Origin of the sequence: Synechococcus sp. CB0101 (genome assembly GCF_000179235.2) — a bacterium.
Lineage (GTDB): Bacteria > Cyanobacteriota > Cyanobacteriia > PCC-6307 > Cyanobiaceae > Vulcanococcus.
In genome coordinates, this window is sequence record NZ_CP039373.1 from 2,167,547 (window position 1) to 2,193,161 (window position 25,615).

At 63.6% G+C, this 25,615-nt stretch carries 27 protein-coding genes; 14 read left to right on the forward strand and 13 right to left on the reverse strand.

Annotated features, from left to right (window positions below; all coding sequences use genetic code 11):
- The first annotated feature begins 10 nt into the window (after positions 1-10).
- Entirely contained in the window at positions 11-256 is a 246-nt protein-coding gene (locus CB0101_RS11645; RefSeq protein WP_010311220.1) for a hypothetical protein, read from the forward strand.
- 21 nt (positions 257-277) lie between these two features.
- Here CB0101_RS11645 and feoB read toward each other — a convergent pair whose 3' ends face one another.
- Both feoB and CB0101_RS11655 read right to left on the reverse strand, forming a co-directional pair.
- A complete protein-coding gene (gene feoB, locus CB0101_RS11650) occupies positions 278-2,077 on the reverse strand; it encodes a ferrous iron transport protein B (RefSeq protein WP_010311218.1) in 1,800 nt (599 codons plus the stop codon).
- On the reverse strand, positions 2,074-2,307 hold the full coding sequence (locus CB0101_RS11655) for a FeoA family protein (protein WP_010311216.1): 234 nt from the start codon (positions 2,305-2,307) through the stop codon (positions 2,074-2,076). Before CB0101_RS11655 ends, feoB begins: the two co-directional genes overlap by 4 nt.
- A 78-nt stretch (positions 2,308-2,385) precedes the next feature.
- On the opposite strand from CB0101_RS11655, the gene CB0101_RS11660 reads away from it, so the two are divergent.
- The 5 genes from CB0101_RS11660 to CB0101_RS11680 all read left to right on the forward strand — a co-directional run bounded on the left by CB0101_RS11660 (position 2,386) and on the right by CB0101_RS11680 (position 6,008).
- Positions 2,386-2,673 carry a hypothetical protein gene (locus CB0101_RS11660; protein ID WP_136644113.1) on the forward strand — a complete coding sequence of 96 codons (288 nt, stop codon included), beginning with the start codon at positions 2,386-2,388 and terminating at the stop codon, positions 2,671-2,673.
- A gap of 52 nt (positions 2,674-2,725) precedes the next feature.
- The gene (hemB, locus tag CB0101_RS11665) at positions 2,726-3,727 is read left to right on the forward strand and encodes a porphobilinogen synthase (RefSeq protein ID WP_010311211.1); all 1,002 of its coding nucleotides are present in this window, start codon (positions 2,726-2,728) and stop codon (positions 3,725-3,727) included.
- 81 nt (positions 3,728-3,808) lie between these two features.
- The gene (locus CB0101_RS11670) at positions 3,809-4,054 is read left to right on the forward strand and encodes a hypothetical protein (RefSeq protein ID WP_010311209.1); all 246 of its coding nucleotides are present in this window, start codon (positions 3,809-3,811) and stop codon (positions 4,052-4,054) included.
- An 11-nt stretch (positions 4,055-4,065) separates the two neighbouring features.
- Entirely contained in the window at positions 4,066-4,308 is a 243-nt protein-coding gene (locus CB0101_RS11675; protein WP_010311207.1) for a hypothetical protein, read from the forward strand.
- Positions 4,308-6,008, forward strand: a complete 1,701-nt coding sequence (locus tag CB0101_RS11680) for a TolC family protein (RefSeq protein ID WP_010311204.1) — start codon at positions 4,308-4,310, stop codon at positions 6,006-6,008. The genes CB0101_RS11675 and CB0101_RS11680 overlap by 1 nt, the downstream gene beginning before the upstream one ends.
- Here the strand turns inward: CB0101_RS11680 and CB0101_RS11685 are convergent.
- Entirely contained in the window at positions 5,962-6,165 is a 204-nt protein-coding gene (locus CB0101_RS11685; RefSeq protein WP_010311202.1) for a hypothetical protein, read from the reverse strand. The two genes, CB0101_RS11680 and CB0101_RS11685, sit on opposite strands and share 47 nt — an antisense overlap.
- Complete coding sequence (locus tag CB0101_RS11690) at positions 6,162-7,493, reverse strand: NHLP bacteriocin system secretion protein (protein ID WP_010311200.1); 1,332 nt, start codon at positions 7,491-7,493, stop codon at positions 6,162-6,164. The genes CB0101_RS11685 and CB0101_RS11690 overlap by 4 nt, the downstream gene beginning before the upstream one ends.
- Positions 7,494-7,571: 78 nt before the next feature.
- Between CB0101_RS11690 and CB0101_RS11695 the strand changes: the two genes are divergently transcribed.
- Positions 7,572-7,979, forward strand: coding sequence for a VOC family protein (locus tag CB0101_RS11695; RefSeq protein ID WP_043718066.1), 408 nt, complete (start codon positions 7,572-7,574; stop codon positions 7,977-7,979).
- Between the two features lie 152 nt (positions 7,980-8,131).
- Positions 8,132-10,561 (forward strand): endonuclease MutS2, encoded by a 2,430-nt coding sequence (locus tag CB0101_RS11700; protein WP_029553109.1) that lies wholly within the window; start codon positions 8,132-8,134, stop codon positions 10,559-10,561.
- 27 nt (positions 10,562-10,588) lie between these two features.
- Here the strand turns inward: CB0101_RS11700 and CB0101_RS11705 are convergent, their stop codons facing one another.
- Complete coding sequence (locus CB0101_RS11705; RefSeq protein WP_010311193.1) at positions 10,589-11,833, reverse strand: ABC transporter ATP-binding protein; 1,245 nt, start codon at positions 11,831-11,833, stop codon at positions 10,589-10,591.
- Between the two features lie 39 nt (positions 11,834-11,872).
- On the opposite strand from CB0101_RS11705, the gene cgtA reads away from it, so the two are divergent.
- On the forward strand, positions 11,873-12,862 hold the full coding sequence (cgtA, locus tag CB0101_RS11710; protein WP_010311191.1) for an Obg family GTPase CgtA: 990 nt from the start codon (positions 11,873-11,875) through the stop codon (positions 12,860-12,862).
- Between the two features lie 35 nt (positions 12,863-12,897).
- Here cgtA and CB0101_RS11715 read toward each other — a convergent pair whose 3' ends face one another.
- Positions 12,898-13,116 carry a Calvin cycle protein CP12 gene (locus CB0101_RS11715; RefSeq protein ID WP_010311189.1) on the reverse strand — a complete coding sequence of 73 codons (219 nt, stop codon included), beginning with the start codon at positions 13,114-13,116 and terminating at the stop codon, positions 12,898-12,900.
- Between the two features lie 165 nt (positions 13,117-13,281).
- Between CB0101_RS11715 and CB0101_RS11720 the strand changes: the two genes are divergently transcribed.
- Positions 13,282-13,776: a hypothetical protein gene (locus CB0101_RS11720; RefSeq protein ID WP_010311187.1), complete on the forward strand. Its 495-nt coding sequence runs from the start codon at positions 13,282-13,284 to the stop codon at positions 13,774-13,776.
- Here CB0101_RS11720 and CB0101_RS11725 read toward each other — a convergent pair.
- A complete protein-coding gene (locus CB0101_RS11725; protein ID WP_010311184.1) occupies positions 13,757-15,715 on the reverse strand; it encodes an ABC-F family ATP-binding cassette domain-containing protein in 1,959 nt (652 codons plus the stop codon). The two genes, CB0101_RS11720 and CB0101_RS11725, sit on opposite strands and share 20 nt — an antisense overlap.
- A 537-nt stretch (positions 15,716-16,252) precedes the next feature.
- Positions 16,253-17,800, reverse strand: a complete 1,548-nt coding sequence (locus CB0101_RS11730) for a transposase family protein (RefSeq protein ID WP_246833756.1) — start codon at positions 17,798-17,800, stop codon at positions 16,253-16,255.
- Between the two features lie 162 nt (positions 17,801-17,962).
- On the opposite strand from CB0101_RS11730, the gene CB0101_RS11735 reads away from it, so the two are divergent.
- Together CB0101_RS11735 and CB0101_RS11740 are read left to right on the forward strand one after the other, a co-directional pair.
- Positions 17,963-18,736, forward strand: a complete 774-nt coding sequence (locus CB0101_RS11735) for a site-specific integrase (protein WP_168187979.1) — start codon at positions 17,963-17,965, stop codon at positions 18,734-18,736.
- 295 nt (positions 18,737-19,031) lie between these two features.
- Positions 19,032-19,208 (forward strand): ribbon-helix-helix protein, CopG family, encoded by a 177-nt coding sequence (locus CB0101_RS11740; RefSeq protein ID WP_136644115.1) that lies wholly within the window; start codon positions 19,032-19,034, stop codon positions 19,206-19,208.
- 75 nt (positions 19,209-19,283) lie between these two features.
- Here the strand turns inward: CB0101_RS11740 and CB0101_RS11745 are convergent, their stop codons facing one another.
- Complete coding sequence (locus tag CB0101_RS11745) at positions 19,284-19,484, reverse strand: hypothetical protein (RefSeq protein ID WP_010312797.1); 201 nt, start codon at positions 19,482-19,484, stop codon at positions 19,284-19,286.
- Between the two features lie 633 nt (positions 19,485-20,117).
- Between CB0101_RS11745 and CB0101_RS11750 the strand changes: the two genes are divergently transcribed.
- Positions 20,118-21,098, forward strand: coding sequence for an IS5 family transposase (locus tag CB0101_RS11750; RefSeq protein ID WP_136643901.1), 981 nt, complete (start codon positions 20,118-20,120; stop codon positions 21,096-21,098).
- Between the two features lie 965 nt (positions 21,099-22,063).
- Here the strand turns inward: CB0101_RS11750 and CB0101_RS11755 are convergent.
- Both CB0101_RS11755 and CB0101_RS11760 read right to left on the reverse strand, forming a co-directional pair.
- Positions 22,064-22,705, reverse strand: a complete 642-nt coding sequence (locus tag CB0101_RS11755) for a DUF2301 domain-containing membrane protein (RefSeq protein ID WP_010311173.1) — start codon at positions 22,703-22,705, stop codon at positions 22,064-22,066.
- On the reverse strand, positions 22,702-23,667 hold the full coding sequence (locus tag CB0101_RS11760; RefSeq protein WP_029553108.1) for a glutathione S-transferase C-terminal domain-containing protein: 966 nt from the start codon (positions 23,665-23,667) through the stop codon (positions 22,702-22,704). The genes CB0101_RS11755 and CB0101_RS11760 overlap by 4 nt, the downstream gene beginning before the upstream one ends.
- Before the next feature lie 56 nt (positions 23,668-23,723).
- Between CB0101_RS11760 and CB0101_RS11765 the strand changes: the two genes are divergently transcribed.
- On the forward strand, positions 23,724-24,665 hold the full coding sequence (locus CB0101_RS11765; protein WP_010311169.1) for an aspartoacylase: 942 nt from the start codon (positions 23,724-23,726) through the stop codon (positions 24,663-24,665).
- Here the strand turns inward: CB0101_RS11765 and CB0101_RS11770 are convergent.
- Both CB0101_RS11770 and CB0101_RS11775 read right to left on the reverse strand, forming a co-directional pair.
- Entirely contained in the window at positions 24,644-25,048 is a 405-nt protein-coding gene (locus tag CB0101_RS11770; RefSeq protein ID WP_010311166.1) for a hypothetical protein, read from the reverse strand. The two genes, CB0101_RS11765 and CB0101_RS11770, sit on opposite strands and share 22 nt — an antisense overlap.
- Before the next feature lie 24 nt (positions 25,049-25,072).
- Positions 25,073-25,396, reverse strand: coding sequence for a hypothetical protein (locus CB0101_RS11775; protein ID WP_010311164.1), 324 nt, complete (start codon positions 25,394-25,396; stop codon positions 25,073-25,075).
- Positions 25,397-25,615: the final 219 nt, after the last annotated feature.

Below are 25,615 nucleotides of genomic sequence, written 5' to 3' on the forward strand. Positions count from 1 at the left end.
CGTGGCGTCCATGACTCGCTGGCTCGTTCCTGTGTTGCTGTGGGCCGCGGTGCTGCCGGCCCAGGCAGGCGTGGAGTTCACCGATTGCCAGCCCGCATCCGGGGGAGGCATCACCTGCAACACCGAGCCCACCGGCAACACGCTGATGGATGACGAATCAGCCCGCTATGGCCTCTTCGATGAAGCCAGCCCCGGCTGGGCCGAATACGACCCCTACGAGGGCTACGACGACATGTTCGGTGGCAACTGGACCTGATCTGTGCGCTGCTGGGGCTGATCAGAGCAGCCGCATCAACCCCTGATACACAACCAGGCTCACCAGCCAGGCCAGCAGCAGCGACCAGGCCACGCTGAATACCGTGAATCCCAGGCGCTTCGATTCGCTGCGAATCACCGCCACGGTGGATAGGCACGGCGTGTAGAGCAGCGTGAACACCATGAAGCTGAGGGCCTGAGGCCAGCTCACATCGCTGGCGATGGCGCGGCCTAGGGCTCCGGGATCCGCCTGGCCGTAGATCACGGCCAGGCCCCCCAGCACGATCTCCTTGGCAATGAAGCCAAACAGCAGGGCGACCGCCAATTTGGGATTGATGCCGATGGGCGCTAGCAGCGGCTGCATGAGCTGCCCGAGCCGCCCCGCCAGGCTGGCGCTGCTGGCGGGTTCCACCCCCACCGGCAGGTTGTTGAGCAGCCACACCGCCACCACCCCCAGGATGATGAAGCGGCGCGACCAGAGCCAGAAATGCTTCACTTCGCTCCAGGAGCGGCTGAGCACCTGGCCAGCGGTGGGCAGCCGGTAGGGCGGCAGCTCCAGCACCAGCGGTTCGTTGCTGGGGAAGCGGCCGCGGAACAGCAGGGCCGTGAGCATCGCCGCCGCGAAGCTCATCAGATACAGCCCGAAGATCACCAGACCCCCAATTCGGGGCGGGAAAAACACCGCGGCCATGAACAGAAACACGTTCAGCCGGGCTGAGCAGAGCGAAAAGGGGATCACCAGCATCGAGAGCAGCCGCAGGCCCCGATCGCGCATCACCCGTGTGCCGAGGATCGCCGGCACATTGCAGCCGAAACCCATCAGCGAGAGCACAAAGCTGCGGCCATCGAGGCCTAACCGCTCCATGAAGGCATCCATCAGATAGGCGGCCCGCGAGAGATAGCCGCTGTCTTCCACCACGCCCATGGCCAGGAAGAACAGGGCGATCACCGGTAGGAAGGCCATCACCGTGCCCAGGCCTTGATAGAGGCCCTCCAGCAGGAATCCCTGGAGCAGGCTCGGCAACGGAGCCAGCAAGGGCTCGAGCACCCCCTGCCCGACTTGATCCAGCAGGCTGCCGAGCGCCTCTTGCACGGGCACACCGATGGCGTAGATCCCCTGGAACATCAGGGCCATGGCCAGGAAGAACAGTGGCAGCCCCAGCAATGGGTGCAGCAACACCGCATCGAGGCGCCGGCTGCGGCTGTCGCGCCAGCGCTCTGGAAGAGCCACGCAACGCCTGACCAGATCCGCCATGGCGCCGTCGAGATCGGCATCCATGGCCGCCAGCCGCTCCTCCAGCTGCTCCGGTACCGAGGCCGCCCCTGCCTCGCTGGTCTCCAGCTGAGCGACCAGGGCGTGCTGCAGGGTGTCCAGGCCCTGGCGGTACTTCGCGCTCAGGGGCAGCACCGGCTGGCCCACGGCCTCACTGAGGGCCGAGGCGTTGATGCGCACCCCAAACCGCGCTGCCTCATCGGCCATGTTGAGTGCCAGAACGGCTGGACAACCCAGCTGTTGCACCTGCAACGCCAGGCGCAGCTGCCGGTCGAGCTGACTGGCATTGAGCACCACCAGCACCAGATCCACCGGGGTCTGCTCGAGGAAGCGGCGCACGACGGCTTCGTCGTCACTGAGGCCGCGCAGGTCGTAGATGCCCGGCAGATCGATCAGTTGAAGGTGATGCCCCGCCAGCTCCAGGTCGGCCTGCATCAGGTCCACCGTGAGACCGGGCCAGTTGCCGATGTGCGCGTGATGGCCCGTGAGTCGGTTGAACAGGGTCGACTTGCCCGTGTTGGGCATGCCGAGAACGGCAACGGTGCTCACGCGGTCAGGCTCACCCGGGCGGCATCGCGGCGGCGCAGCATCAGTTCCGTCATGCCGACGCGCACATGCAGCGGGCCCGACCACCAGCCGCGGCGCAGCACCTGAACACCTTGTCCCGGTCGTAGGCCGAGCGCTTCAAGGCGCTGCCGCAGGCCCTGATCAGCGTTGAGCGCCGCCACCGTGGCCGTTGCACCTGTGGGCAGATCCACCAGCCGGGGCGATGCAGCCATGGCACCTCGCTATTGCGAATGAGTTGCAATATCCTATGTGTTGCTGGTCTGGCGTCTTTGCCGAAATTGATTACGGTGATGCCATTGAGCCTGCTGATCAAGCCGGTGCTGCATTTCTGGTCGCCCCACCTCGATCCGGCCCATCCCCAGGACTGCACCCAGCCGGAGCGCTATGCCATCCAGGTGCCGGCCAGCGGGCGATTCCTGGCGATCGCCGCCGACGGTCAGTCGCTGATGGAAGTGGCGGATGCCGAGTCGGCGCATCTGTTTCATGCCCATGAAGCCGCCTTGCGTGCCGCCAAAGAGCTCAACGCCGAAGGGCGCGGGCCTGTGGATGTGGTGAAGGTGGAGCTGGATGTGAGCTGAGGGCTGGGCTCCGTAGGATCCGGCCCTGCTTGCCGACCCTGCGTCTGCCCTGATGGAGCTCACTTACCGCCCCCGTCGCCTGCGCCGTTCCCCTGCCTTGCGGGCGATGGTGCGCGAGACCTCCCTCAGCGCCGCCGACTTCATTTACCCCTTGTTTGTGCACGAGGGTGCCAGCAACGAGCCGATCGGCGCCATGCCCGGCTGCCAGCGTTGGAGCCTTGAGGGCCTGGTGCAGGAAGTGGGCCGCGCCTGGGATCTGGGCATCCGCTGCGTGGTGCTGTTCCCGAAGGTGGCCGATGGCCTCAAAACCGAAGACGGCGCCGAGTGCTTCAACGAAGGCGGCCTCATCCCCCGCGCCATCCGCCGGCTTAAGGAGGTGCATCCGGGGATGGCGATCATGACGGACGTCGCCCTGGATCCCTATTCCTGCGACGGCCACGACGGCATCGTCAGCGGCGAAGGGGTGGTGCTCAACGACGAAACCGTGGCGATCCTCTGCAAGCAGGCCGTGGCTCAGGCGCGCGCCGGTGCGGATTTGATCGGCCCCAGCGACATGATGGACGGCCGCGTCGGCGCCATCCGCGAAGCCCTCGATGAAGAAGGCTTCGAGCACGTGGGAATCATCAGCTACACCGCCAAATACGCCTCCGCCTACTACGGGCCCTTCCGCGAAGCTCTGGATTCAGCGCCTCGTGCTGCGGCCAGCAAGCCGATCCCCAAGGACAAATCCACCTATCAGATGGATCCGGCTAACGCCCGCGAAGCGATCACCGAGGCCCAGCTCGATGAGCAGGAAGGCGCCGACATCATGATGGTGAAGCCAGGACTGGCTTATCTCGACATCATTCACCGCTTGCGCGAAGAGAGCGAGCTGCCGATCGCGGCGTACAACGTGAGTGGTGAATACGCGATGGTGAAAGCGGCCGCCGAAAAGGGTTGGATCGATGAGCGGGCTGTGGTGCTGGAAACCCTGCTCTGCTTCAAGCGCGCCGGCGCCGATCTGATCCTTACGTATCACGCCTGTGATGCGGCTGAATGGCTGCGTCAGGGTTGAGCTGAGTTCTGCGGCAGCACGGTTGGCGTGGAGCCCTGGGAATGCGATCCTCCTGGGGCACCGGCAGCCGTGTGAGGTTCGATGGCCCGTTATCTGCTGCTGTGGGTCCATGGCCCCTGGGTGGCGGCGAGCCTGATGGCGCTTTTAGCCCTGCGCCTGCTGCTGGCCGAAGATTTCAGCCTGCATGGCCATGGCTGGGGCCTGCTCGGCAGCGCCTCGATCTGTTTTTCGATCGGCTGCGTGTGCAAGGTGTCGTGGGTGCTGGCGCAGCTCAACCGCCGCCGCACAGCGGCTGAGCAACAGCTCGAGCACCTGGTGCTGCACTGAGCGCTGCTGAGATGAGTCGCTCCTCGGTGCTGTTGATCATCGGCATTCCCTGGGCCACGGCGGTGGCGGTGGTGCTGATGGTCACCAAGATCCATGCCAACAGCGGCCGGGTTCACTGGGGCCTGCTGGGCAGCGCCTGTATCTGCTTTTCAATTGGCTGCCTGGCACGCACCAGCGTGGGGCTCCACGATCTGGCCCAGGCGGCCCGGCGGGAGGCTGCCCCGCCGGTGCCTGAGCAAGGCCCCTCAAAGTGATGTTGCGCGTCCGCTGGGCTGGGCTGCTCTGGGCCGCCCTGTTGCCGATGGGGCCTCTGGCAGCCCCAGCAGCTCCCAGCGGCCTGCCACCGTCGCCGGGTTTGCTGCGTTCGCTGGCCGCCTTCGAGCGCGATCTCCAGGCGTTGGATGGGGCGCTCAGTCCTGGTGCCGTTGCGCCTGAGCGTGCCTTCGATTTGGCGGATCCAGCCCTGCGCGCTCCCGATCCGGCTGCCTTGCCCCTCTCGGCCTCAGCTGTCGATCAGGTTCAAGAACGGGTGCTCTCCTTGGCGCAGGCTCTGGAGGTGGCGGTGGCCAACAATCCAGAGCTGGCTGAGCGGCGCGCCCAGATCGCCCAGATGCGTGGCCTCAAACGCTCGGTGCTAGGGCGCTTCTGGCCGCGGCTCGGGCTCAACCTGGGTGGTGCGTTCTCCCAGCGCAGCGACACCAACCTGGTGCTCCAGGACAACGCGGGTCTGTATCCCGCAGTCACCACGCCACCTGCGCCTAATCCCAAGTCGGCTTTTCTGGTGGAGCAGAACGGGTGGAGCCGCATCCAGACCAACCGCGGCAGCGGCTGGGGCAGCCTCGATATGGATTGGGAGCTGATCAGCTTCGAGCGGGGAGCCGCCCTGGCTGAACAGGATCAGCGCCTCTCGGCAGCCCTGCGCCAGTACGGCGATGCTCTGCGGGAGCTGCAACTGAAGGTGAGCGAGGCGTACTACGGCCTGCAGCTCGCTGAGCAGTTGCTCCGCATCCGTGAGGCGGTGGTGCGCAATGACAGCTTGGTGCGCGACCAGGTGGCAGCGCTCAAAGGTGCTGGCCTCGTGCCGAGGCTGGATCTGTTGCGGGCGGAGGCGGCGCTGCAGCAAAGCCGCTTCCGCCAGGAGCAGGCCGAGGCCATGCGCCTGAGCCGCCGCCAGGCCCTCACCAATCTGCTCAACGTGGCCTTTGGCACCCTGCTGGTGGCTGAAACGCAGGTGGAGCTGCAGCCGGCCTGGCCCTTGCCGCTGGATGCCACGGTGCTGGCCGGCCTGCGCGACAACCCTTCGCTGGAGCAGCTCGCGGCGGAGCGCAATGCGCTGATGCGTCAGGCCGATCGCCGCCAGGCGCAGTTGCTCCCGAGTTTGAACCTGTTTGCCGCCGGCGGTGGTGGCACGGATGTGATTACCAAGCCGGTGATTGACCTCGAGGGCTGTTGCTCCGCGACCAACATTCCCCAGCTCTCTGGTCAGAGCGCCGATTGGGTGGCCGGCCTGCGCCTGCACTGGCGTTTGTTTGATGCCGGGGTGTCGAGCGGAGCCGCCCAGGCGAGTCGCGCCGCCGCCGAGGCGGTGTTGCAGCGGCTGGCCCGCCAACGCAACCAGATTCGCCAGGAGCTCGAAACCGCCTTCTACGACTACCGCGCGTCGCTCAGCCAGCTCGCCGCGGCGGAGGCCTCCTATCGCGCCTCCCGGGAAGCCTTCCGTGATGCCCGCGCCCGCTACCAGCTGGGCTTGGCTGATTACACCGACGTGAGTGAAACGATCACCCTGCTCACCCGGTCGATGGAGGGCATCGCCGAATCCACCACCCTCGCCAACCTCAGCTATGCCCGCATGCTGCGGCAGCTGCAGCCGGTGCCCGATCAGCCGCAGCAGGATCTCACCCTGCCGATCACGCTGCCGGCTGCTCTGGTGCAGCAGCTGCAGCCTCAGCCGTAGCGCGGCGTTGGATTAGCCGTTGGCGCAGAGCGAGGCTCCGCCAGCCGAGCAGCACCAGCAGGGCGATGAACCAAAACCACACCTCCGGGGCATTGCTCTGCAGCAGCACCACCAGAAACAGCACCTCCAAGGCGAGAAAGGGCCATTCCCGTTTCATGGCAGCGTTCCCTCCTGGCGTCGGCTGGGTTGATCCTGCTGCTGGTCGAGCCGGGGGGTGCGGTAGGTACCGGTGAGATCGCGCAGGATCGGCAGCATATAGCTGATCGGTGTGCGCCACTCCACATAGGCGTGCGCCTTGAGGGTGAGGCCTTCGCGAATGGGAAACACGCTGCTGCCGTTGGAGAGGGTCCAGCGGTAGCCGTCGTCGCTGTTGGGCTTCGTGAGCAGCTTGATGCTGCTGCGGATCACCGGGCCACTGGCCACCAGCGACTGGGCCAGGGGTGGGTTGCCCATGGTGGTGTTGATGTCTTCCGGGGTGGCTGGCAGCAGGCTCACCCGTTCCACAACACCCTGAATCCCGCCGAAGCGGCCGCGCTGCTGCCAGTCGGGCACCACCTCAATGCCCTGGCCGTGCTGCAGGCGTCGGGCATCGGCGGGGTGGAAGTAGGCGATGGCCTGGAGCGCTGGTGGTTGTGTGTTGGTGTCGGTGGCAGCGGGTGCGCCGAGGGTGCCCAGGCGCTGCCCCGGTTTCACCGTCTGGCCGCGGATCACCTGCAGATCGAGGATGCTGCCGTCGCGTTTAGCGGTGAGGTTGCCCTCGTATTTGAGGCGGGCCTCGCTCACGCGCACTTCACGGCGGGTGTTGTCGATGCGGAAGCGCCGCTGCTGCTGCTCGGTGTCGATGTCGAGCTTCACCTTGGTGTAGGCGCTGATCACATCCTTTTCGCGGATGTTGAGCTCATCGAGCTCCACCTGCAGCTGGGTGTTGCGATCGGAGGTGGCCACCACCTCCTGGCCCAGGGGGGCCACCACTTCCGTTTTGGCGAGATGGGCGAAGTCGGCCACTTTCTGGGCATAGGTGCCCTGCAGGCTGCGCACCCGTTGCCGCTCCCGTTCCAGCTTCCGTAGGGCTGTATCGCGCACCTCGCGGGCTGCCGCCAGGCGGATCGCGTCGCGGCGGTTCAGGTCGCCGTTGATTTGCTCGAGTTCGCGCAGGTCGCGCTCCTGGCGTTCCAACTGTTTTTCCAGTGCCGGCTGATCGAGCACCATCAGCAGCTGCCCCTTGCGCACCCGATCGCCCACCTTCACGTTGAGCTCGCGGATCTGACCTTCGGCGCGGCTGTCGAGCACGGTGGCGCCGCCAGGCACGATCACCACCCCTCGCCCGACCACCTCGGTGGGCACCGGCCAGAACAGAGCCCAGAGTGCGGTAAGGCCGCCGACGCTGATCAGGCTGAGCAGCACCTGACCATCGGGATCGGCGGCCTGCTGCTGCGCCCAGCCCCGCAGGCTCAGGAGGGATGGCTTGAGGTTCAACGCTGGCATCGCACCCGCACCATCATTCCGGCCCACCCGCGATTGCGCACGACGGCGTTGACAATGGAAGGATCGTTGACGCCTGTCATGTCCTCCACCCACCGACTCGGCCATGTCGCCCTGCGGGTGCAGGACATGGATCGCGCCAAGGCTTTTTATCTGGGGCTGGGCCTAAGGCTCACCTGGGATGCCGACGACTGGTGCTACGTCCAGTGGCCCCACAGCGGTGAAGGGATCGCCCTGCTGAGCCCGGACTACCGCGCCGCCGGCCCCCACTTCGCTTTCCACTTCCAGGAGCGGGGCGAGGTGGATCGGATCCGCGAGCAGCTGGTGCAGCAGGGGCACAGCTGCGGTCCGGTGCATGACCACCGCGATGGCACCGCCTCCTTCTACATGCAGGATCCGGAGGGGAACTGGCTGGAGATGCTTTACGAGCCGGCCGAAGGGCTTCCCTCCAACGTCGGTGCTGAACCGATCGCTGTAGGTCGCGCGTGACGGTTGGGGAGGCTGTGCGTGCGGACTCTTCCGGGGATTGGGGCGAGGCCGGGTTGGGGCGAACTGTGGCTGAGTGCCCTCCAACTCCGGATATCCATGGATATCCAGACCCGGACACCGCCCCGGACGAACACCCGCACCCTCCCCTCCCGCTGAGCCCGATCCAGATCGAGGCTCTCGAGCTGCTGGAGTGGCGCCGGCTCGGAGAGCACGTGGCGGGCTTTGCCGGCACCACGGCGGGCCGCAGCCTTTGCCGGGAGTTGCCGCTGGCACCCAGCCTGAAGGCCAGTCAGGAGCTACTGGCGCAGACCGCTGAACTGTTGGCCCTCGATGGCCTCACCGAAGGAGGCCTGAGCTTCCAGGGTGTGGCGGATCTTCGGCGCACCGTGCAGCTCTGTGCCAAGGGCGGTGTGGCCGGGGCTGATGAGCTGCTGGATGTGGCCACCACCCTGGCGACGGCCCGGCGCCTGCGCCGCCAGATCGATGATGCGGAGCTGCGCCCCGTCACCACAGCGATGGTGGAGGGATTGCGCACGCTGCCGGAGCTGGAGCAGCGCCTGCGCTTCTGCATCGAAGACGGCGGCCGTGTGGCGGATCGAGCTAGCTCGCCTCTGGCCCAGCTGCGCCGTCAGATCGCCTCCGCTCGCCAGGAGCGCCGTGATCGGCTCAATGATCTGCTGCGGCGCTACGCCGCCCTGTTGCAGGACAGCGTGATCGCCGAGCGCAACGGCCGGCCGGTGCTGGCGGTGAAGGCGGGGCTGGCCGGGCAGTTGCCCGGCCTGGTGCACGACAGCTCCGCCTCCGGCAGCACCGTGTTCATCGAGCCTCAGGCGGTGATTCCCCTGGGCAATCGGCTGCGGCAGCTCGAAGGAGAAGCGCGCGAAGCCGAGCGCGCCGTGCTTCAGGAGCTGAGTGCGCTGGTGGGCGACGAGCAAGCGGCGCTCGAGCATCTCCAGCAGGTGCTGCTCCAGTTGGATGCAGCCTTGGCCCGGGCCCGCTACGGCGCCTGGCTGGGGGCGGTGCGGCCGGAGCTGGTCGCCGATCCGCTGGCACCGTTGCGGCTGGAGGGGCTGCGCCACCCCCTGCTGCTTTGGCAGGAGCGCCGCGAGGGGACCCACCCTGTGGTGCCGGTGAGTGTGCGGGTGCACGAGGGCTTGCGGGTGGTGGCGATCACGGGCCCCAACACCGGCGGCAAAACGGTGACCCTGAAAAGTGTGGGCCTGGCGGCCCTGATGGCCCGTGCCGGTTTGTTCTTGCCTTGCAGCGGCACACCGCAGCTGCCCTGGTGCGCCCAGGTGCTGGCCGATATCGGTGATGAGCAGTCGCTGCAGCAGAACCTCTCCACCTTCAGCGGCCATGTGCGCCGCATCGCCCGGATCCTGGAGGCCTTGCCCCCGGCCGCTGCCGATCTCGGGGCCGCTCCCGGTGCCTCACTGGTGTTGCTCGATGAGGTGGGGGCCGGCACCGATCCCACCGAAGGCACAGCCCTCGCCATTGCCCTGTTGCGCCAGTTGGCGGAGCGGGCTCGGCTCACCATCGCCACCACCCACTTCGGTGAGCTCAAGGCCCTCAAATACAACGACGCCCGCTTCGAAAACGCCTCGGTGGCCTTCGATGTGGAGACCCTCTCGCCCACCTATCACCTGCAATGGGGCATCCCCGGGCGCAGCAACGCCCTGGCGATCGCCAGCCGCCTAGGGCTTGATGGCCAGGTGCTGGAGGAAGCCCAACAACTGTTGGCTCCCCGCGGTGAAGGGGAGGTGAATCAGGTGATTGCCGGCCTGGAGAACCAGCGGCAGAAGCAACAGGAAGCGGCCGAGGAGGCTGCGGCGCTGCTGGCTCGCACGGAGTTGCTGCACGAGGAACTGCTGCAGCGCTGGCAGCAGCAGAAGGAGCAGAGCGCCGAACTGCAGGAGCAGCGCCGCCAGCAGCTGGAGCGCTCGATCCGCGATGGCCAGAAAGAGGTGCGGCGCATCATCCGCCGCCTGCGCCAGGGCCACGATGTGGACACCACCAGCCTGGGCGAAACGGCTCGCCGCGCCGGCCAGAGGCTCAAATCCCTGGAGCAGCAGCACCGGCCCCAGCCGGAACGGCGTGACCACAAGGGCTGGCGCCCAGCGCTGGGCGATCGGGTGCGGGTGCTGTCGCTGGGCAAGGCGGGGGAAGTGCTGGCCCTCTCCGCTGATGGCCGCGAGCTCACCGTGCGCTGCGGCGTGATGCGCCTCAACCTGGAGCTCTCGGCGATCGAGGGCCTCAACGGCGAAAAGCCCGCTCCGCCGGAGGTCAGCAAGCCGCAGGTGCAGGTGCGCAGCCGCAAAGCCTTCGGTGGCCGCAGCCCGGATGTGCGCACCGAGCGCAACACCGTGGATGTGCGCGGCATGCGGGTGCATGAAGCCGAAGCGGCCGTGGAGGAGGTGCTGCGCAGCGCCAACGGCCCCACCTGGGTGATCCATGGCATCGGCACCGGCAAGCTCAAGCGCGGCCTGCGCGCCTGGCTTGATGGGCTGCCCTACGTGGAGCGCGTCAGCGATGCCGAGCAGGGAGATGGTGGCCAGGGCTGCAGTGTGATCTGGCTGAAATGAGCCGCTGCTGATCGCGCCTGGCTGCCCTCAGCCCAGCTGCGGCAGCACCGGCTCGCGTCCGGGTGTGGCGGCAGGCTCCGGGCGGGGGATCGCTTCGCCGGTTGGATCGAACAGGCGCCAGCCGTGGGGATCCACCTCGAGGTGCACGCTCTGGCCGGGCACCAGCTGTTGATCGGGTTCGGCCCGCAGCTGCACCAGGTGATCACCCTCCAGCAGGCGGGCGGTGACCAGTTGCTCATTGCCGAGCCCTTCCACGTGAGCGATCTCGGCGGCCAGGTTGCGATTGGTGGAGGGCGCCAGCTTGAGGTGCTCGGCTCGAAGACCGCCGCTCAGCTCTTCGGCTCCGCCGTTGTGTTGCCACTGCAGCAAGGCTTCGGCCATCGGGCCCTCCGGTGTGAAGCGGCGGCTGCCCAGTTGCAGCTGACCGGATCCCACGCTGCGCACGGGAAGCAGGTTCATCGGCGGGCTGCCAATGAACTGGGCCACAAACAGGTTGCTGGGCCACTGGTAGAGCTCTGCCGGGGTGCCGAGCTGCTGCAGATAGCCGCGGTTGAGCACGGCGATGCGGTGGCCCATCGTCATCGCTTCCACCTGGTCGTGGGTCACGTAGACGGTGGTGGTGCCCAGGCGCCGCTGTAGCTCCACGATCTGGGCGCGGGTTCCCGTGCGCAGCTTGGCGTCGAGGTTGCTGAGCGGTTCATCCATCAGGAACACCGCCGGCTGGCGGGCGATGGCGCGCCCCAGAGCGACCCGTTGCTTCTGACCGCCGGAGAGCTCCTTGGGCAGGCGATCCAGCAGATGGTCGAGCTCGAGGGTGGCGGCCACCTCCTGGATCCGCGCTTCGATGCGGGCTTCGCGGCCGGAGGCGATCCGCAGGGGTTGGGGCAGGCTGCGGCTGGCGCGGTGCAGGCCGTCCTGCAGCTGTTGGATGGGGGTGCGCTGGCGTTGCCGGCGCAGGCCGAAACCGATGTTGTTGGCCACGTTGAGGTGGGGATACAGCGCGTAGCTCTGGAACACCATCGCCACATCCCGCTGGGCTGGGCGCAGGTGCGTGACGCAGCGATCTCCCACAAAAATCTCGCCACCGCTGGGAGCCTCCAGGCCCGCCAGCAGCCGCAGCAGCGTGCTCTTGCCGCAGCCGGAGGGGCCCACTAGCACCAGGAATTCGCCGTCGGCGATCTGCAGATCCACCTGGCGCAGCACCTGCACGGGCGCACTGCCCCGCCGCGGTGGGTAGGTCTTGCTGACCTGCTGGAAGCGAACCTCTGCCAAGACCAGGCCACACGGCGGCCCGATCCTAGGGTTGGTCAAATGCAGTTCATTGATCAGGCCCGCATTGCGGTGCGGGCTGGCCGCGGCGGCGACGGCATCGTGGCCTTCCGCCGGGAGAAATATGTGCCGGCAGGCGGCCCCTCCGGCGGAGACGGTGGCCGTGGCGGCGATGTGTGGTTGGAAGCTGATCCCAACCTTCAGACCCTGCTCGACTTCAAATACAAACGGCTGTTTGAAGCGGTGGATGGCCGCCGCGGCGGGCCCAACAAAAGCACCGGTGCCAGCGGTGACGGCCTCACGATCAAGGTGCCCTGCGGCACGGAGGTGCGCGATCTGCGCACCGGCATCCTGTTGGGCGACCTCACCGACAAAGGCGAGAAGCTGTTGGTGGCGGTTGGTGGCCGCGGCGGCCTGGGCAACGCCCACTACTTGAGCAACCGCAACCGGGCGCCCGAGAAGTGCACCGAGGGCCGCGATGGCGAGGAATGGAACCTGCAGCTGGAGCTGAAGCTGCTGGCGGAGGTGGGCATCATCGGCCTGCCCAATGCCGGCAAGAGCACGTTGATCTCCGTGCTGTCAGCAGCGCGGCCCAAGATCGCCGACTATCCCTTCACCACCCTGGTGCCCAATCTCGGCGTGGTGCGCCGTCCCACCGGCGATGGCACCGTGTTTGCCGACATCCCCGGCCTGATTGCTGGTGCCGCCCAGGGGGCGGGCCTGGGCCACGATTTCCTGCGCCACATCCAGCGCACTCGGCTGCTGATCCACCTGGTGGATGCCAGCTCCGACGATGTGGTGCGCGACCTGCAGGTGGTGGAGCAGGAGCTTCAGGCCTATGGCAACGGGCTCGAGGAGCGACCCTGTCTGGTGGCGCTCAACAAGACCGAACTGTTGTTGGATGATGAGCTGAAGGAGCGGGTCGAGCTGGCGAGCGCCCATTGCGGCAAGCCTGTGCTGGCGATTTCTGCTGCGACTTCAGCCAATCTGGACAAGCTGCTGGCGGCCACCTGGAAGGAGCTCGGGATATGAAGCTCGCTTCCGGGTGACGCCGCGGGGGTAACGACTCAGTCGTCGTAGACGAGGCACTCAGGTGCGTCGGGGTTGAGGTCGCAGAACACCTCAAGCGGGGTGGGGTCGTGCTTGTCGTCGGGGTGGTGAGCCTTGTACTCCTCGAGGTCCTTCACTTCCTCTTCGAGGTGACGGACCTTGCCCTGATCACCGGCCGCGCGTGCCGCTTCGATCTCGGATTTGTCCTTCGCGATGTGCTCGTCGATGGTGCTCATGGAGGAGGCCGGAAGTGCTCGGCCGCTCGACATCGTGCACACCATACGGGCTATCACCCCAAGCAGGAGTTGTTTGTGGTGGGCTTCTGATTTCGGCCCGCTGCGCGGGCCTGCGGCGCGCTCGCTTCAGCGTTGCTATGGAGAGAGCACCAGGCTCCTGGGGCCATGACACGCATCCGCCAACGCCGCGATCGCCATTTCATCGACGACCGCGATCGCCTGTATTGGATCAATGGTCCGGAGCATCACTGTTACCTCTCCGAGCAGCGTCAATGGCGCATTGGCCTCAGCTTTGAGGATGTGCTCGAGTGGAAGCAATGTGCCCCCAGTGGCTTGGTGAGCCAGCGCTTCAGTTCCCTCCAGGCGGCCTGCGAGGCGTTCGAGCACAACCAGGTGCAGTGGTCGCTGGATCTCTACCTGCGGCGAATGGGCGATGAAATGGCGCTGCAGCGCGGCGTGGACGACTACAAACCCACGGCCCTCAAGGAGGAGGAGGCCCGTACCGGTCGCATTCGCCGCCAGCCCTGGCTGGGTTCAAGCCCCACGCCAGCGCCGCGCTGTGAACTCACGGCCAGGCCGGCGTCCTGCCGGCCCTCTGCGACGGATCTGCCCCATCAGCTGCGCCGGCGGCGCAGCAGCGCTAGCCAGCCAGTTCGCTGAGCTCGAGCCACCGCTCTTCGCCACGGGCAATCCGCGCCAGCAGCTCCGAGAGCTCCGCGCTCAGGGCTTCCAGGGCGGCGTAGTCGCTGCCGCCTATGGCCAGCAGGCCCTCCAGTTCGCCGCGGCGGGCTTCCCACTGCGGGAGCTGGGCATCGAGCTGCTCCAGTTCGCGGGTTTCCTTGAAGCTGCGTCGGCGGATTTTGGTGGCCGCAGGTTTGGCGGGGGCACTGGCCTCGGCTGGCTCAGATGCGGCGGCCGGCCGTGCTGCATTGGCGCTGTTGGTCGCGGTGCTTTTGCCCTGCTGCCGCTCGAGATAGCTGCTGTAGTTGCCCTCGAAGCGCTCCAGTTGGCCGTTCTCGAAGCTGAACAGCCGATCCACGGTGCGATCGAGGAAGTAGCGGTCGTGGGAGACCACCACCACACAGCCGCGGAAGTCTTCCAGGAAGTCCTCCAGCACCGTGAGGGTCTGCACGTCGAGGTCGTTGGTGGGCTCATCGAGCAGCAGCACGTTGGGCGCTTCGATCAGCAACCGGCAGAGGTGCAGCCGCCGCCGCTCACCGCCGGAGAGCTTGCTCACCGGCTGGTGTTGCTGGGCCGGTGGGAACAGAAAGCGCTCCAGCAGCTGGGAGGCGCTGAGGGTGGAGCCTTCGAGCTCCACGCTGCTGGCCGCCTCCTTCACCACATCAATCACCTTGCGCTGGCGGCCGGCGGCATCGGTGCCCTCAAGCACCTGATGGCTGTGTTGATCGAAGTAAGCCAGCTTCACGGTGCTGCCGAGCTCGATGCGGCCGGCATGGGCCTGGCGTCGCCCGGCGATCAGATCCAACAGGGTGGATTTGCCGGAGCCATTGGGGCCAATGATCCCGATGCGGTCTTCGGGGCTGAAGTCGTAGCTGAAGGCACGCAGTAGGGGTGAGGCACCGCTGGCCCGGGCGTCCTCGCTGGCCCATACCCCCAGGTCTTCGGCTTCGATGGCGCGCTTGCCCAGGCGGCGCTGGTTGGTGGACAGGCTCAGCTGCCCCTTGGCCTGGCGCTTGGGCTGCTCCTGCATCGCTTCGATGCGCTGGATGCGCGCTTTCTGCTTGGTGCTGCGGGCCTTGGGGCCGCGCTTGAGCCACTCCAGCTCCCGCCGCAACACGCTGCGCAACTTGGCTTCGCTGGCCGCTTCGGCAGCGTCTTCCTCGGCTTTGCGGGCCAGGTAATAGGCGTAGTTGCCGCTGTAGCTCCTGGCTTCGCCGCGATCCACCTCCACGATGCGGCTGGTGACCTGATCGAGCACGTAGCGGTCGTGGGTGATCAGCACCAGGGCGCCGCGGAAGCGCTGCAGGTAGCCCTGCAGCCACTGGATGCAGTCGGCATCGAGGTGGTTGGTGGGCTCATCGAGTAGCAGCACATCCGGGTCGGCCACCAGGGCTGCCGCCAGGGCCAGGCGTTTGCGGTAACCGCCGGAAAGATCACCCACGCGGCGCTGGGTGTCGCCGATGCCCAGGCGCTGCAGCACCTCCCGGATCTGTTGCTCCAGATCCCAGGCCTGGCTCTGGTCCATCCGGGCGTTGAGTTCGCCGAGTTCGGAGAGCAGGGCGGTGTCGTCGTTGCCGGCGCTATGGGCGTGGGCGAGGGCATCGCTCACCTCGGTGTAGCGCCGCAGCAGCTGCATCTTTTCGCCGCTTTCGGCGAACACCTGCTCGAGCACGGTGCGCTCCGGATCCATCTCGGGCTCTTGGCTCACCAGCACGATTCGGGCCTGGGGCAGCACCCGCCGCTCGCCGGCGCCCGGGGGCTCCAGCCCCGCCAGCACCCGCATCAGGGTGGATTTGCCCGCGCCGTTGGGGCCGATCAGCCCGAGCCGCTCCCGCTCGCTCACGTGCAGGCTCAGGCCTTCAAACAGGGTGCGGATGCCGAAATCCTTGCGGACATCCACCAGGCTGATCAGGCTCAAGATCCGGTTTGCTGCCGCTGAGCTTCCAGATAAGCAAACACACTCTTATCGCCGCTTCCGCTGAGGTCGCTTCTGCCAGAACAGGAGTCAGGCAGTGGTCTTTGGGATTATCCAGAATTCAAGTCAACCGATGCTTTAAAGGGGTTGACAAATTAATAACTGTAACCCTCAAAACCAGCTTAGAGACTGGGTTCTGAGAGAATGGACTGCAATCACGAACCTATCAATCGTATTGAGAAAACCGCCGTCGCTACGCAATAATAATGGAGTAATCCAGGTACGAGTGCGGATCGACGGAGTAGATCGCTTCATTAATCGCTTGGGTCGATATAGCGATCCTGTTGCAATTGCAAGAGCGCGAACGCTTAGTGCTCAAATATGGGAAGATTATTGTTTGGGAAAACTGGATTATACCCTTGATTCTTATCGCCCTGTACCTCAGGATTCTGCCGATCAATCGCTAGTTGCAGGACTGACCGAACTCCTGCGTGTCAATGGTCAAGGGAGGCGCATTGCATCAAGTACTTGTTACCGTCTTTAGTTGACGCTTGGTAACACTCCCTCTTCTGTCCAGGGTTTGGGTTCTGGTCTGTCTGCTGCACGCTCCAGGGCCTGCTGCACCCTGGCCACGCGCCAATCCCTGATTCGCCGCTGCAGCGTGCGTTTGTGTTGGGGGCCATAGCGCTCAGGGGCCAAGGCGATCAGCCTCTCCAGTAGCTCCTGGCTGCCCACATCCGGCTCTGCCTCCAACCACTGGGGGATGAGGGCTGCATGAACCTCAAAGGGATCCACACGGCTGCGGCGGCCTTGCCGCGGTTTGGGCTTTTTCTGCATTGGTCTGCTCTGGCGCCACAGCGCCTGTAAGCCCTGCAGAAAGCGCTCCAGCTCTCGTTTTTCTTCTTCTGGGGATTTCCAGGCAAGCGGATCACCCGCCATGGCGTTGGCGTGCTGGCCGCTGATCAACAGCGCTAACCGGCTCTGGCAGCTGCGCATCGTGGCTAGTAGCGCCACAGGGTCACACCGTTGTCTCAACTCCCTGAGGTCAGCGGCTTCCTGCTCGCCCAGCACACCGGTACGCAGTAGCTGCTGCAGCGGTGTCCGCGGCGGGTGGTGCAGCCGCTTGATCCGGCCTCCCTCCCGCACGCTGCTCTTGAGCTTGAACGACGGCTGAAACAGGTTCGTGAACAGCCGCAGTGCCGCGTACAGCTCAGCTAGCACCTGAGCGGCCTCCAGGCCCACCAAGCGCTCGTAGCCCACCACACGGCGGATCAGCACCCCGTTCTTCTGCTCCACCCAGGCCTGATCGTTGCTCTGGTAGGCGCGTGAGCGGGTGAGCTCGATCCCTTGCTCCGGTGCATCACACCACTGCTCCATCAGCGCATTCATGAACGCTGGATCGTTGTCGGCATCGATTCCACGCAACGGGAAGGGAAGTTGCTGCCGCAGTCGCTGGATAGCGGCCAACACCGAGGCCCCATCGCGCGTGATCACCGGCAGGCTCTCGCTCCAGCCCGTGGCGATATCGGTGGCTACCAGAGTCCAAATGAAGCGACCTTCCAGGCGCCCCCCGCAGTGGGCCACCAGATCGATCTCCAGCCAGCCGGGCTGCTTGTGGTCATCCCATCCCTTGAACGTGCGCACCTGCACGCGGCGGCGAACACCGCTGTGGGCCCGGGGAGGGCGTCTCCATCCATTGCCTCCACTGCTCTGGCGCACTGGGGCCAGCAGACGGTCAATCGTGGCGCTGCTCATCATCAACACCCGTGCCCTCACCGACTGCTCCAGCTGCAGGTGACCGTGGTGCTCGAGTGATTCCACCAGCTGCGGAAGCAGCGCATGCAGGCGCTTGCCGCACAGCCGATCGCTGGCTTCCCACAGCGGTACCAGCGCCTCAACAACCTCCGGGCCGTACCGGCGGCGGTGTTGGCCGCGCCGGCTGCTCTGCTGCTGATCGGTTCGCTGGTTCAACCGGCGCAGCAGCGATTTGCGGTGATAGCCGCTCAGCGCCTCCAACTCATCCAACAGGCGCTGCTTCCAAGCGCGGCTCAGGCTCCGGTAACGCTCTGAGGCCGCACTGATCGCCAATGCAATCCGCTCACGTTCCCGCAAAGTCCCGGGCCGGCTTGGCTGATCGCCTTGCGTGTCAACCCGTGGAGGGTCCATGGGCAGTTGCTACGCGTGATGCAACAACCTTAATGGAGTAGCAGCTTTAAAGATGCAATGCGGAGGGTGCGTCACGCTCTGCGGTTGGTTCAGACCTACGGAAGACCGCTCAGAACGCGCTCAGAGGTAGCGGCATTCCTCACTTGGATGGAAGATCGTGGAATTGCTCCTCAGACTCGCTTGGGTGTTTTGAGCACATTCCGCAGAGTCAATCCAGAGCAGGGGGCGTTTACGGGGCACAGGATCAGGATTCCAAGTCGTTCCGTGTTCGACGACATCCTGACCAGAGCAGAAGTATCCAAGATTCTTGAGCATCTCAAGATCAATGAGGATTGGTACTACCCGATCTTTTTTTTGTGGTTGAGCACGGGTTTGAGAAACTCAGAAATCATTGGTCTGACTTGGGATTGCATTGATTGGGAGCAATCCGAGTGCAAGATCACCAAGTCTCTTAAGCGTCGGGAAGATTCCAACGTCTTGCGGCAGTGGGGTGAGACAAAGAATAAGAAGCATCGGATTGTTCCCTTGACGACTGGAGTGCTCAAGATGTTGCAGGAACACCAGGTGCTGATGCAGGCGATGAACCTTTACCAACCTTATGGACTGCTCTTTTTGACAAAAAGAACGCGAAGCAATCTCTACGATGCACTGCTAGAGCGTGTATGGAAGAGAACTCTCAAGAGTTGTGGAATTAAATATCGAAAACTTTATTCTCAGCGTCACACCTTCTTGAGTCACACGCTTGCATCAGGAAATTCCCCTGCTGATGTTGCTGCTATCGCGGGGCACAGGTTGGATGAACTGCTCAAGACGTACGCAAAACCAACTGGAGCATTGAAGTTGGTTGAGTGGTCATGACGACTGATGGTGCATGGGGAAGCACTCTGATGGTTTAGTGCATTGATGCAGAAGCATCAAATTATCAAAAACAAACCATGTGTGTAGCATCGAAACGCAATGCACTTGTGTCTGCGTGGGTCGAGTCACAATTACACTGGATGAGCGCGATCACCTTGCGCTAAAAATATTGGCACTGCATAAGAGGGAGAAAATTGTCACACTAATCCAAGATGCAATGCGCGCATACCTTGACAAGGAATGTGCTTACGATCTTGCTATACTGTCCACCAAGTCTCAGGAGAAATCTGTCTAGATGGATTCGGGTGATGATGGCAGGTATCGAATTGATCCAGATAAACTCCCGAAGAAACTGGATATTGACTTGCCCCCTGCGCTGTTAAAAAAACTTGCGGAAAATGCTGCGGCAACTGGAAGGTCGCTGGATGAACTGATTCTTGAGATTCTGGATCAGTATCTGCAGGATCGCTAGAAATTGAATTCTGACATAAAAAAACCAGCAGGGTGACCTGCTGGGGAAGGGTGAAGGTGGTAGGTATTGGCAAACCTATTGCTTTTGGATGCCCTGCTCCAGGATGAATGCCGCCAGATTGCTTAGGGAACGACCCTCCTCATTGCTGCGTTGGACAATCGCCTCAAAGGTGGAGTGGGGAATGGTGATCGTGATTCGTTTAGGCGATCTGGACAGCAAGTTCCTCTTGCTGACTTCGTAGGGGGTCATCTTTGCTCTGTAGCGCGTAGCAATCATTGCATATCACCCCCCCGTGTAACTATCCTAATAGGAAACATGCCTGATGCTTTATTCATTAAATGCATAACCTATTTGCAGTATTACGCAGCATAATGCTGCATTTTGAAGTGTACTCATATGGGGACTTGGCAAGTTCCAGGGCATTCAGAGCAACTTCTTCTGTTTGAGTTGTCTCCAGAAGCAATCAAGTGCTGCCTCCATTACCTCATCGGGAGTTTTGAATGCAATCGTGTGGGTAATAGGACTGATCACATTCTTCTGGATCTCAATCAACTGCTTCTTACTCTCGCTTCTCATTGTTAACCCCAGGTCTCGTGTGGTTGTTTAAGGATGTATGCTTCCTTCTTGATTAAGAATTTAATGAGGTCACTTTTGTTCAATCGATAGTGCCTGCAAAGTTGATCTCTTGTGCTTTGCAGGTATGCCTCATGCCGCTTGAATGATATCTGTTCTCGGGTTGACTTGATTGAATTCATGGTGCTTGATGTCTTGATGAAGGATGTAAATATTGTGGATTCCAAATGGGTTTGCCTTGAGTTTATTCAAATGGTCGCTGTCTTAGGGAAATTCTGGAAAACCCAGCCCGTCTGCGCGAAAATGAACCTGTAATCGCAGACCAGGACTGGGTTGATGGGCGGCAAGCAGCTCGGTTTCACGGACTATGAGCTGACCACGGCCAAGAAGCGCACCAAGCGCGAGAAATTTCTCTCCGAGATGGAGGCTGTGGTGCCTTGGCAGGCACTCATCGATCTGATCGAGCCGCACTACCCCAAGGCGAGCAAGAAAGGCGGCAGGCCTCCCTATCCGCTGGCAACGATGCTGCGCATTCATCTGCTGCAGCAGTGGTACTCCCTCAGCGATCCGGCCATGGAAGAGGCCTTGATCGAGGTGCCCACCATGCGCCGCTTTGCCGGCATCGAGCTGATCAGCGATCGGATCCCGGACGAGACCACGATCCTCACGTTCCGCCATCTGCTTGAGAAGCATGGGCTGGGTGAGCAGATTTTTGACACCGTCAAAGCGCTCCTGGCCGCTCGGGGCGTAACCATGCGTCAGGGCACGATCGTCGATGCCACCTTGATCGCAGCGCCCAGCTCCACCAAGAACAAAGATGGGAAGCGGGATCCGGAGATGCACCAGACCAAAAAGGGCAACCAGTGGTACTTCGGCATGAAGGTCCACGCCGGCGTTGACAAGGACTCAGGCCTGATCCATTCGGTTGTCGTCACCGCCGCCAACGTGCACGACCTCACCCCGGCAGCTGAGCTACTGCATGGAGATGAGGAGGTGGTGTACGGCGATGCTGGCTACCAGGGCATCGCCAAGAGACCAGAAATGGCTGGCAAGACAGCGGAGTTCAGAGTGGCGATGCGGCCCGGCACGCGCAGGGCTCTTCCTGACACCCCGGATGGGAGGGTGCAGGATCTGATCGAGACGGCCAAAGCTCACATCCGCTCCAAGGTTGAGCATCCCTTCCGTGTGATCAAGCAGCAGTTCGGCTTTCAAAAGACCCGGCTGCGAGGCTTGGCCAAGAACCGCTGCAAAATCAACGTGCTTGCGGCACTGTCGAATCTGTACCAGGCCCGACGACAATTACTCGCGACAGTGTGAACAGGGACTTGGTGTGCCTGCACACCTCTATTTAGCCTCAAAACCAGCCGAAAGTGGCTGGATATGTGAGCCAAGGTCATCAAAAAATGGCCTCAGAGGCAATTTGCAGCCAAAACCACTCTTTCTGCTCGCTGCCGCCGCTCAAACACCGCTTGTCCAGAGTTTCCTTAGATGTACTTGTGATCGATTGGTTTTAAGATCTTCTTTAAAACACCTTATGATTTTAATTGATCTTTATTCATTGCGCTATCGCGCAATGTCGCCTGCGGCGACTCATCTGGAGGTGATATTATTCAATATTGACAATATTGATGCCATCCCTAACAAAGATATTTATAAGAGTTTGTGTTGCATCTATCCTGATTTGTTCTTGAAACCTGACAAAGGTAATTATACATAAAATCTCTATGGTTGTCAAGTCTTCTAGGTATTAGTGAGTGCTTGTAATAATTTAAGGTAAATGCTAAAACAGTTCAGTAAGTAAAGGACAATATGGAAACCCTCTTAGACAGAAGATATCGCCAAAGACTATTTGAATGCTGCCTAAAGAAACCAGTGCCAGTCGGGTCTCCTGGTATTCCTAAGTGGAAGTTGGAATGCCCTCTGTGTGGTGGTGCTGGGGCGTTGCTGGTCTGGTTGCCCGCGCGGAATACCTACAAGTTCTTGTGCTCCTCAAGTAATTCCAGGAATTGCGGAGTCCAGGTGGAGTTCCCTGTGCTCCTGAAGATGTGGAATTTGCCCCTGTATCACCAGTATTTGCAGGAGAGGGAGGAAGAAGGCACTGCTGGTGCAGGGTTCAATGTCCCTAAGGCATCTCAGGTCTTGCCTCAGCGGCGATCGAAGAGGAGTTTGGAAGGGCGCGAACGCCAAGTCCCTCACGAACTCAAAAACGACGGTTCAAGGCATCTCGGCGACACCTCTGATGGTGCGTGACACTTTGAGAACTGGTTGTTGACTTGAGAAAATCAAGTCAACTCGGAGTCCTTGCCACTGCCTCGTCGCTGCTCTTCTAAGTAGGCGAACACACTCTTATCGCCCACATCGGCGGCCGCTGGCATCGGGAATTTGCGCAGGGTGAGCACCAGGAGCAGCGCGGCTTCGAGCCCAAGAAGATTGGCGGTGGCGGTGAGAGGCAGCAGGCCGGTTAAGGCGCCGAGTAGGGCCAGCGGCAGCAGCAGCGTCACCCCAATCGCTTCCGGGCGGCGGAAGCAGAAAAACTCCTTGAAGCCGATGCCGGCCAGGGCGGCAAAGAACGGACCGATCGCCCAGATCCAGGCGGGATGGGCCGCTACCGCAGCGGCCATGCCGCCTGGGCCGGCGCTGATGGCCAAGGCGGCAAAGCCCACGCATCCCAGCAGCCAGAGGAGCTGCAGAGCCCGATGCAGGGGCCGCAGGTAGATGTGAATCCAGCGCAAGGCCAGGCCCACCCCCAGCAGCAAGGGCAGCAGCCACGGCCAGAGCCAGGCGTCGCCGAGCTGGCGCCACTGCAGCAACAAACCCACTTGGGCGATGGCGGCGACGCACAGCGCCAGCCGGTAGCTGAGCACTTCCCGCTCGTCCTCTGCCGTGATGCTGTACGGCCCGTACACCCCTTCGAAGCTGGTCATGGCGGCGGCGGTGCTTGCACCAGTGTGGCCAGGGCCGGACCAGCGGGCACGATCCCGGAGGGGTGCAAGGGGAATAGGGCGCCGAAGTAGTCCTGGCGCCAAGCCTGATCGCAGCAGGTGTCGGCCACGCCAGGCAGCCCAAACACCCGTTGGCGCCAGTGCCACAGGGCCGGCAACTGCCAGAGGGGCCGCCGCGACACACCGAACAACGGGGCGTACACCAGCTCCAGGCGGATCAAGGTGGGGAAGAGTTGCACATCCGCCAGGGTGAGGCAGTTGCCGCACAGCCATGGCCCAGCCCCGGACGTGCCCAGGGCAGCTTCGGCTTGCTCCAGTGCTGCAAACAGTTCGCTTTCGGCGCGGTCGTAGGCCGACTGGTTGCGAGCGAAGCCACAGCGATACACCCCGTCGTTGACGGCTCCTTGAAACAGCTCCCGCCAGCCTTCGATCCCTGCGCTCAGCTCCGCTGGCGCCAGATCGGGGGCCTCGGCTGGAGCCGGCCATTGGTTGAGCAGCTCGATCAGCCGGGCGCTTTCCCCCAGCACCACCCGGCCGCTGCTGCGTTCCACCAGCACCGGCACCGTGGCCCGCTGGTCGGTGGTGGCCCCAGAGCGGCGATAGAGCTCCTGGAGGGTGCTGCAGCCCAAAAACGGTGTGCCGAAGCGCCAGCGCCCGGCTTCCGGGTCGGGCTCCACCACCAACAGTTCGATGCTGTTCTGCAACTGCCGCAGCGTCCATACCAGCCAGGCGCGGTGGGCCCAGGGGCAGCTCCGCCCCACGATCAGCACATGGGAGCCCGGCTCTGCGGCATTGGTTGGCAGAGGCGGCAGGGCGCTGAAGGCCGCGGCGGGCCGGCGGTAGTTCCCATCGCTGTCAGCGGGGCCAAGCCCCTGCATCAGCTGTTGCCATTGCCAGTTCCAGCCAGCACGGGCGGCGCTCACCACGACAGGAGGAATCGCCATCGCCGGCATCACTGCATCGCTGCCAGGCTGGCGCAGCAACGAGCCGGAGAACAGGCATGGGCCAGGGCCGAGTGCTGGTGGTAGCGGCCACCCATGGCAACGAGCGCAATGCCCCCTGGCTGCTCGAGCAATGGCGGGCTCGCCCGGAGTTGCTGAATGCCGCAGGACTCGATCTTCAGCTGGAGATCGGCAATCCCGATGCGTTCGCAGCCAATCGCCGCTACCTCGATCGCGACCTCAACCGGTGCTTCACGCCGGAGTTGCTGGCGGATGCCAGTCGCGCCGAACGCGAGGTGCAGCGAGCCCGTGCCCTGCTGGTGGCCCATGGCCCTGATGGGGAGCAGCCCTGTGGGGTGGCCCTCGATCTGCACAGCACCACCAGCGCTATGGGCAATTCCCTGGTGGTGTACGGCCGCCGGCCCGCCGATCTCGCCTTGGCCGCCGGCATCCAGGCTCGGCTGGGCTTGCCGGTTTATCTGCATGAGGCTGATGCGGCCCAAACGGGGTTCCTGGTGGAGCGCTGGCCGGTTGGGTTGGTGATTGAGGTGGGGCCGGTGCCCCAGGGTTTGGTGGCCGCGGCGATCTGCCGGCAAACGCAGCTGGCCTTGGAAGCGGCTCTCGACACCCTGGCCGCGGCGGCTCTAAGCACGCTGCGCCTGCCCTGTCATCTTCAGGTGCATCTGCATCACAGCAGCCTCGATCTGCCCCGCCATCCCGATGGAACCCCGGCTGCTGCGTTGCACCCGCAGTTGCAGCACCGCGATTGGCGGCCTCTGGAGCCAGGCGATCCGCTGTATTGGAGAGCCGATGGAACAACCCTGGCCTACGCACCTGCCGCAGAGGCCGCCTCACTGGCCCGCTGGCCGGTGTTCATCAATGAGGCGGCGTACGGCGAGAAGGGCATCGCCTTGAGCCTCTGCCGCCGGGAAATCTGGGCGTGTCAGCCCAGCTGGGCAGAGGCTCTGGGGTGCTGGCCTCAGATGGCGGGGCCGTTGTAGATCAGCTGTTGCACGGTGCGGCCGTCAGGGCTGATCAGGATCTCGGTGGTGATGGTGGGGGGCTGCCCTGCCTCCTGCCAGCCAGGCTTGCCGCCGTTGAAGCGGAACAGGAATCCTTTGCTGTCGTTGCCGACCATGCAGCTGCCGCCGCTGCCACCGGAGGTGAACATGCAGGCGGCGGGGATGTACTGGGTCAGGCCGCCGTTCAGGGTTACCGCGGTGTTTCGCGCCAGGTTCATGGCGCGCTGGCGAGCAGTGGCTTGCTGCTGCAGCTGATCAATCCGATCAAGGGTTTCTTGCACGTTCTGGGCCAGGCCGGTAGCCGGGGCCAGGGCCAGGGACGCCGCAGCAAGTCCGCCTGCGATCGAGGTAATGCGAAGCATGGCAATGAAAGTTGGGGAATCAGCTCAGCCGCAAGCCCATGTGCTCTGCTCCTTGGTGCAGGGCAGGTCGCTGCTGGAGCCATCGGCCCAGTAAATACGAAGCCGATCGTCTGTGGTGCCCATCCGGAACGTGAGCGATTTCACGGGACCGGCTGGTGCTTTGCCCGAGGGATCGGCCGTGTTTCCTGTCCCTGGCTTGGCCTGGCGCTGCTCGAGTTGTTGCAACCGCAGCTCGATTCGATTGAGACGCTCGTCCTCGGCAGGGGGCTGGCTCTGACAACCCACCAGCAGCAGCGCGGCGGCCAGAGACAGGGCGGAGAGGCGCATGGCCTGGGCGGAGAAAGGCAACTCCTAGCAGCGATCTCAGCGATTGACCAGGTGTTGCATCAGCGCAGCTGATCGGATTGATTAGCTGCGCTGCGCCCCGGACGCGCTTCAACCCACGTCACACGGCGCAAACATCCGTTACATTCATCTGTGGCAGGGCGGGTTTCCGGCCTGTCCTTCCTTCCCGCTCAACAACGAGTCCATTCGGGCTTGGCTGCTGAGCACTACGTATCCGTACTC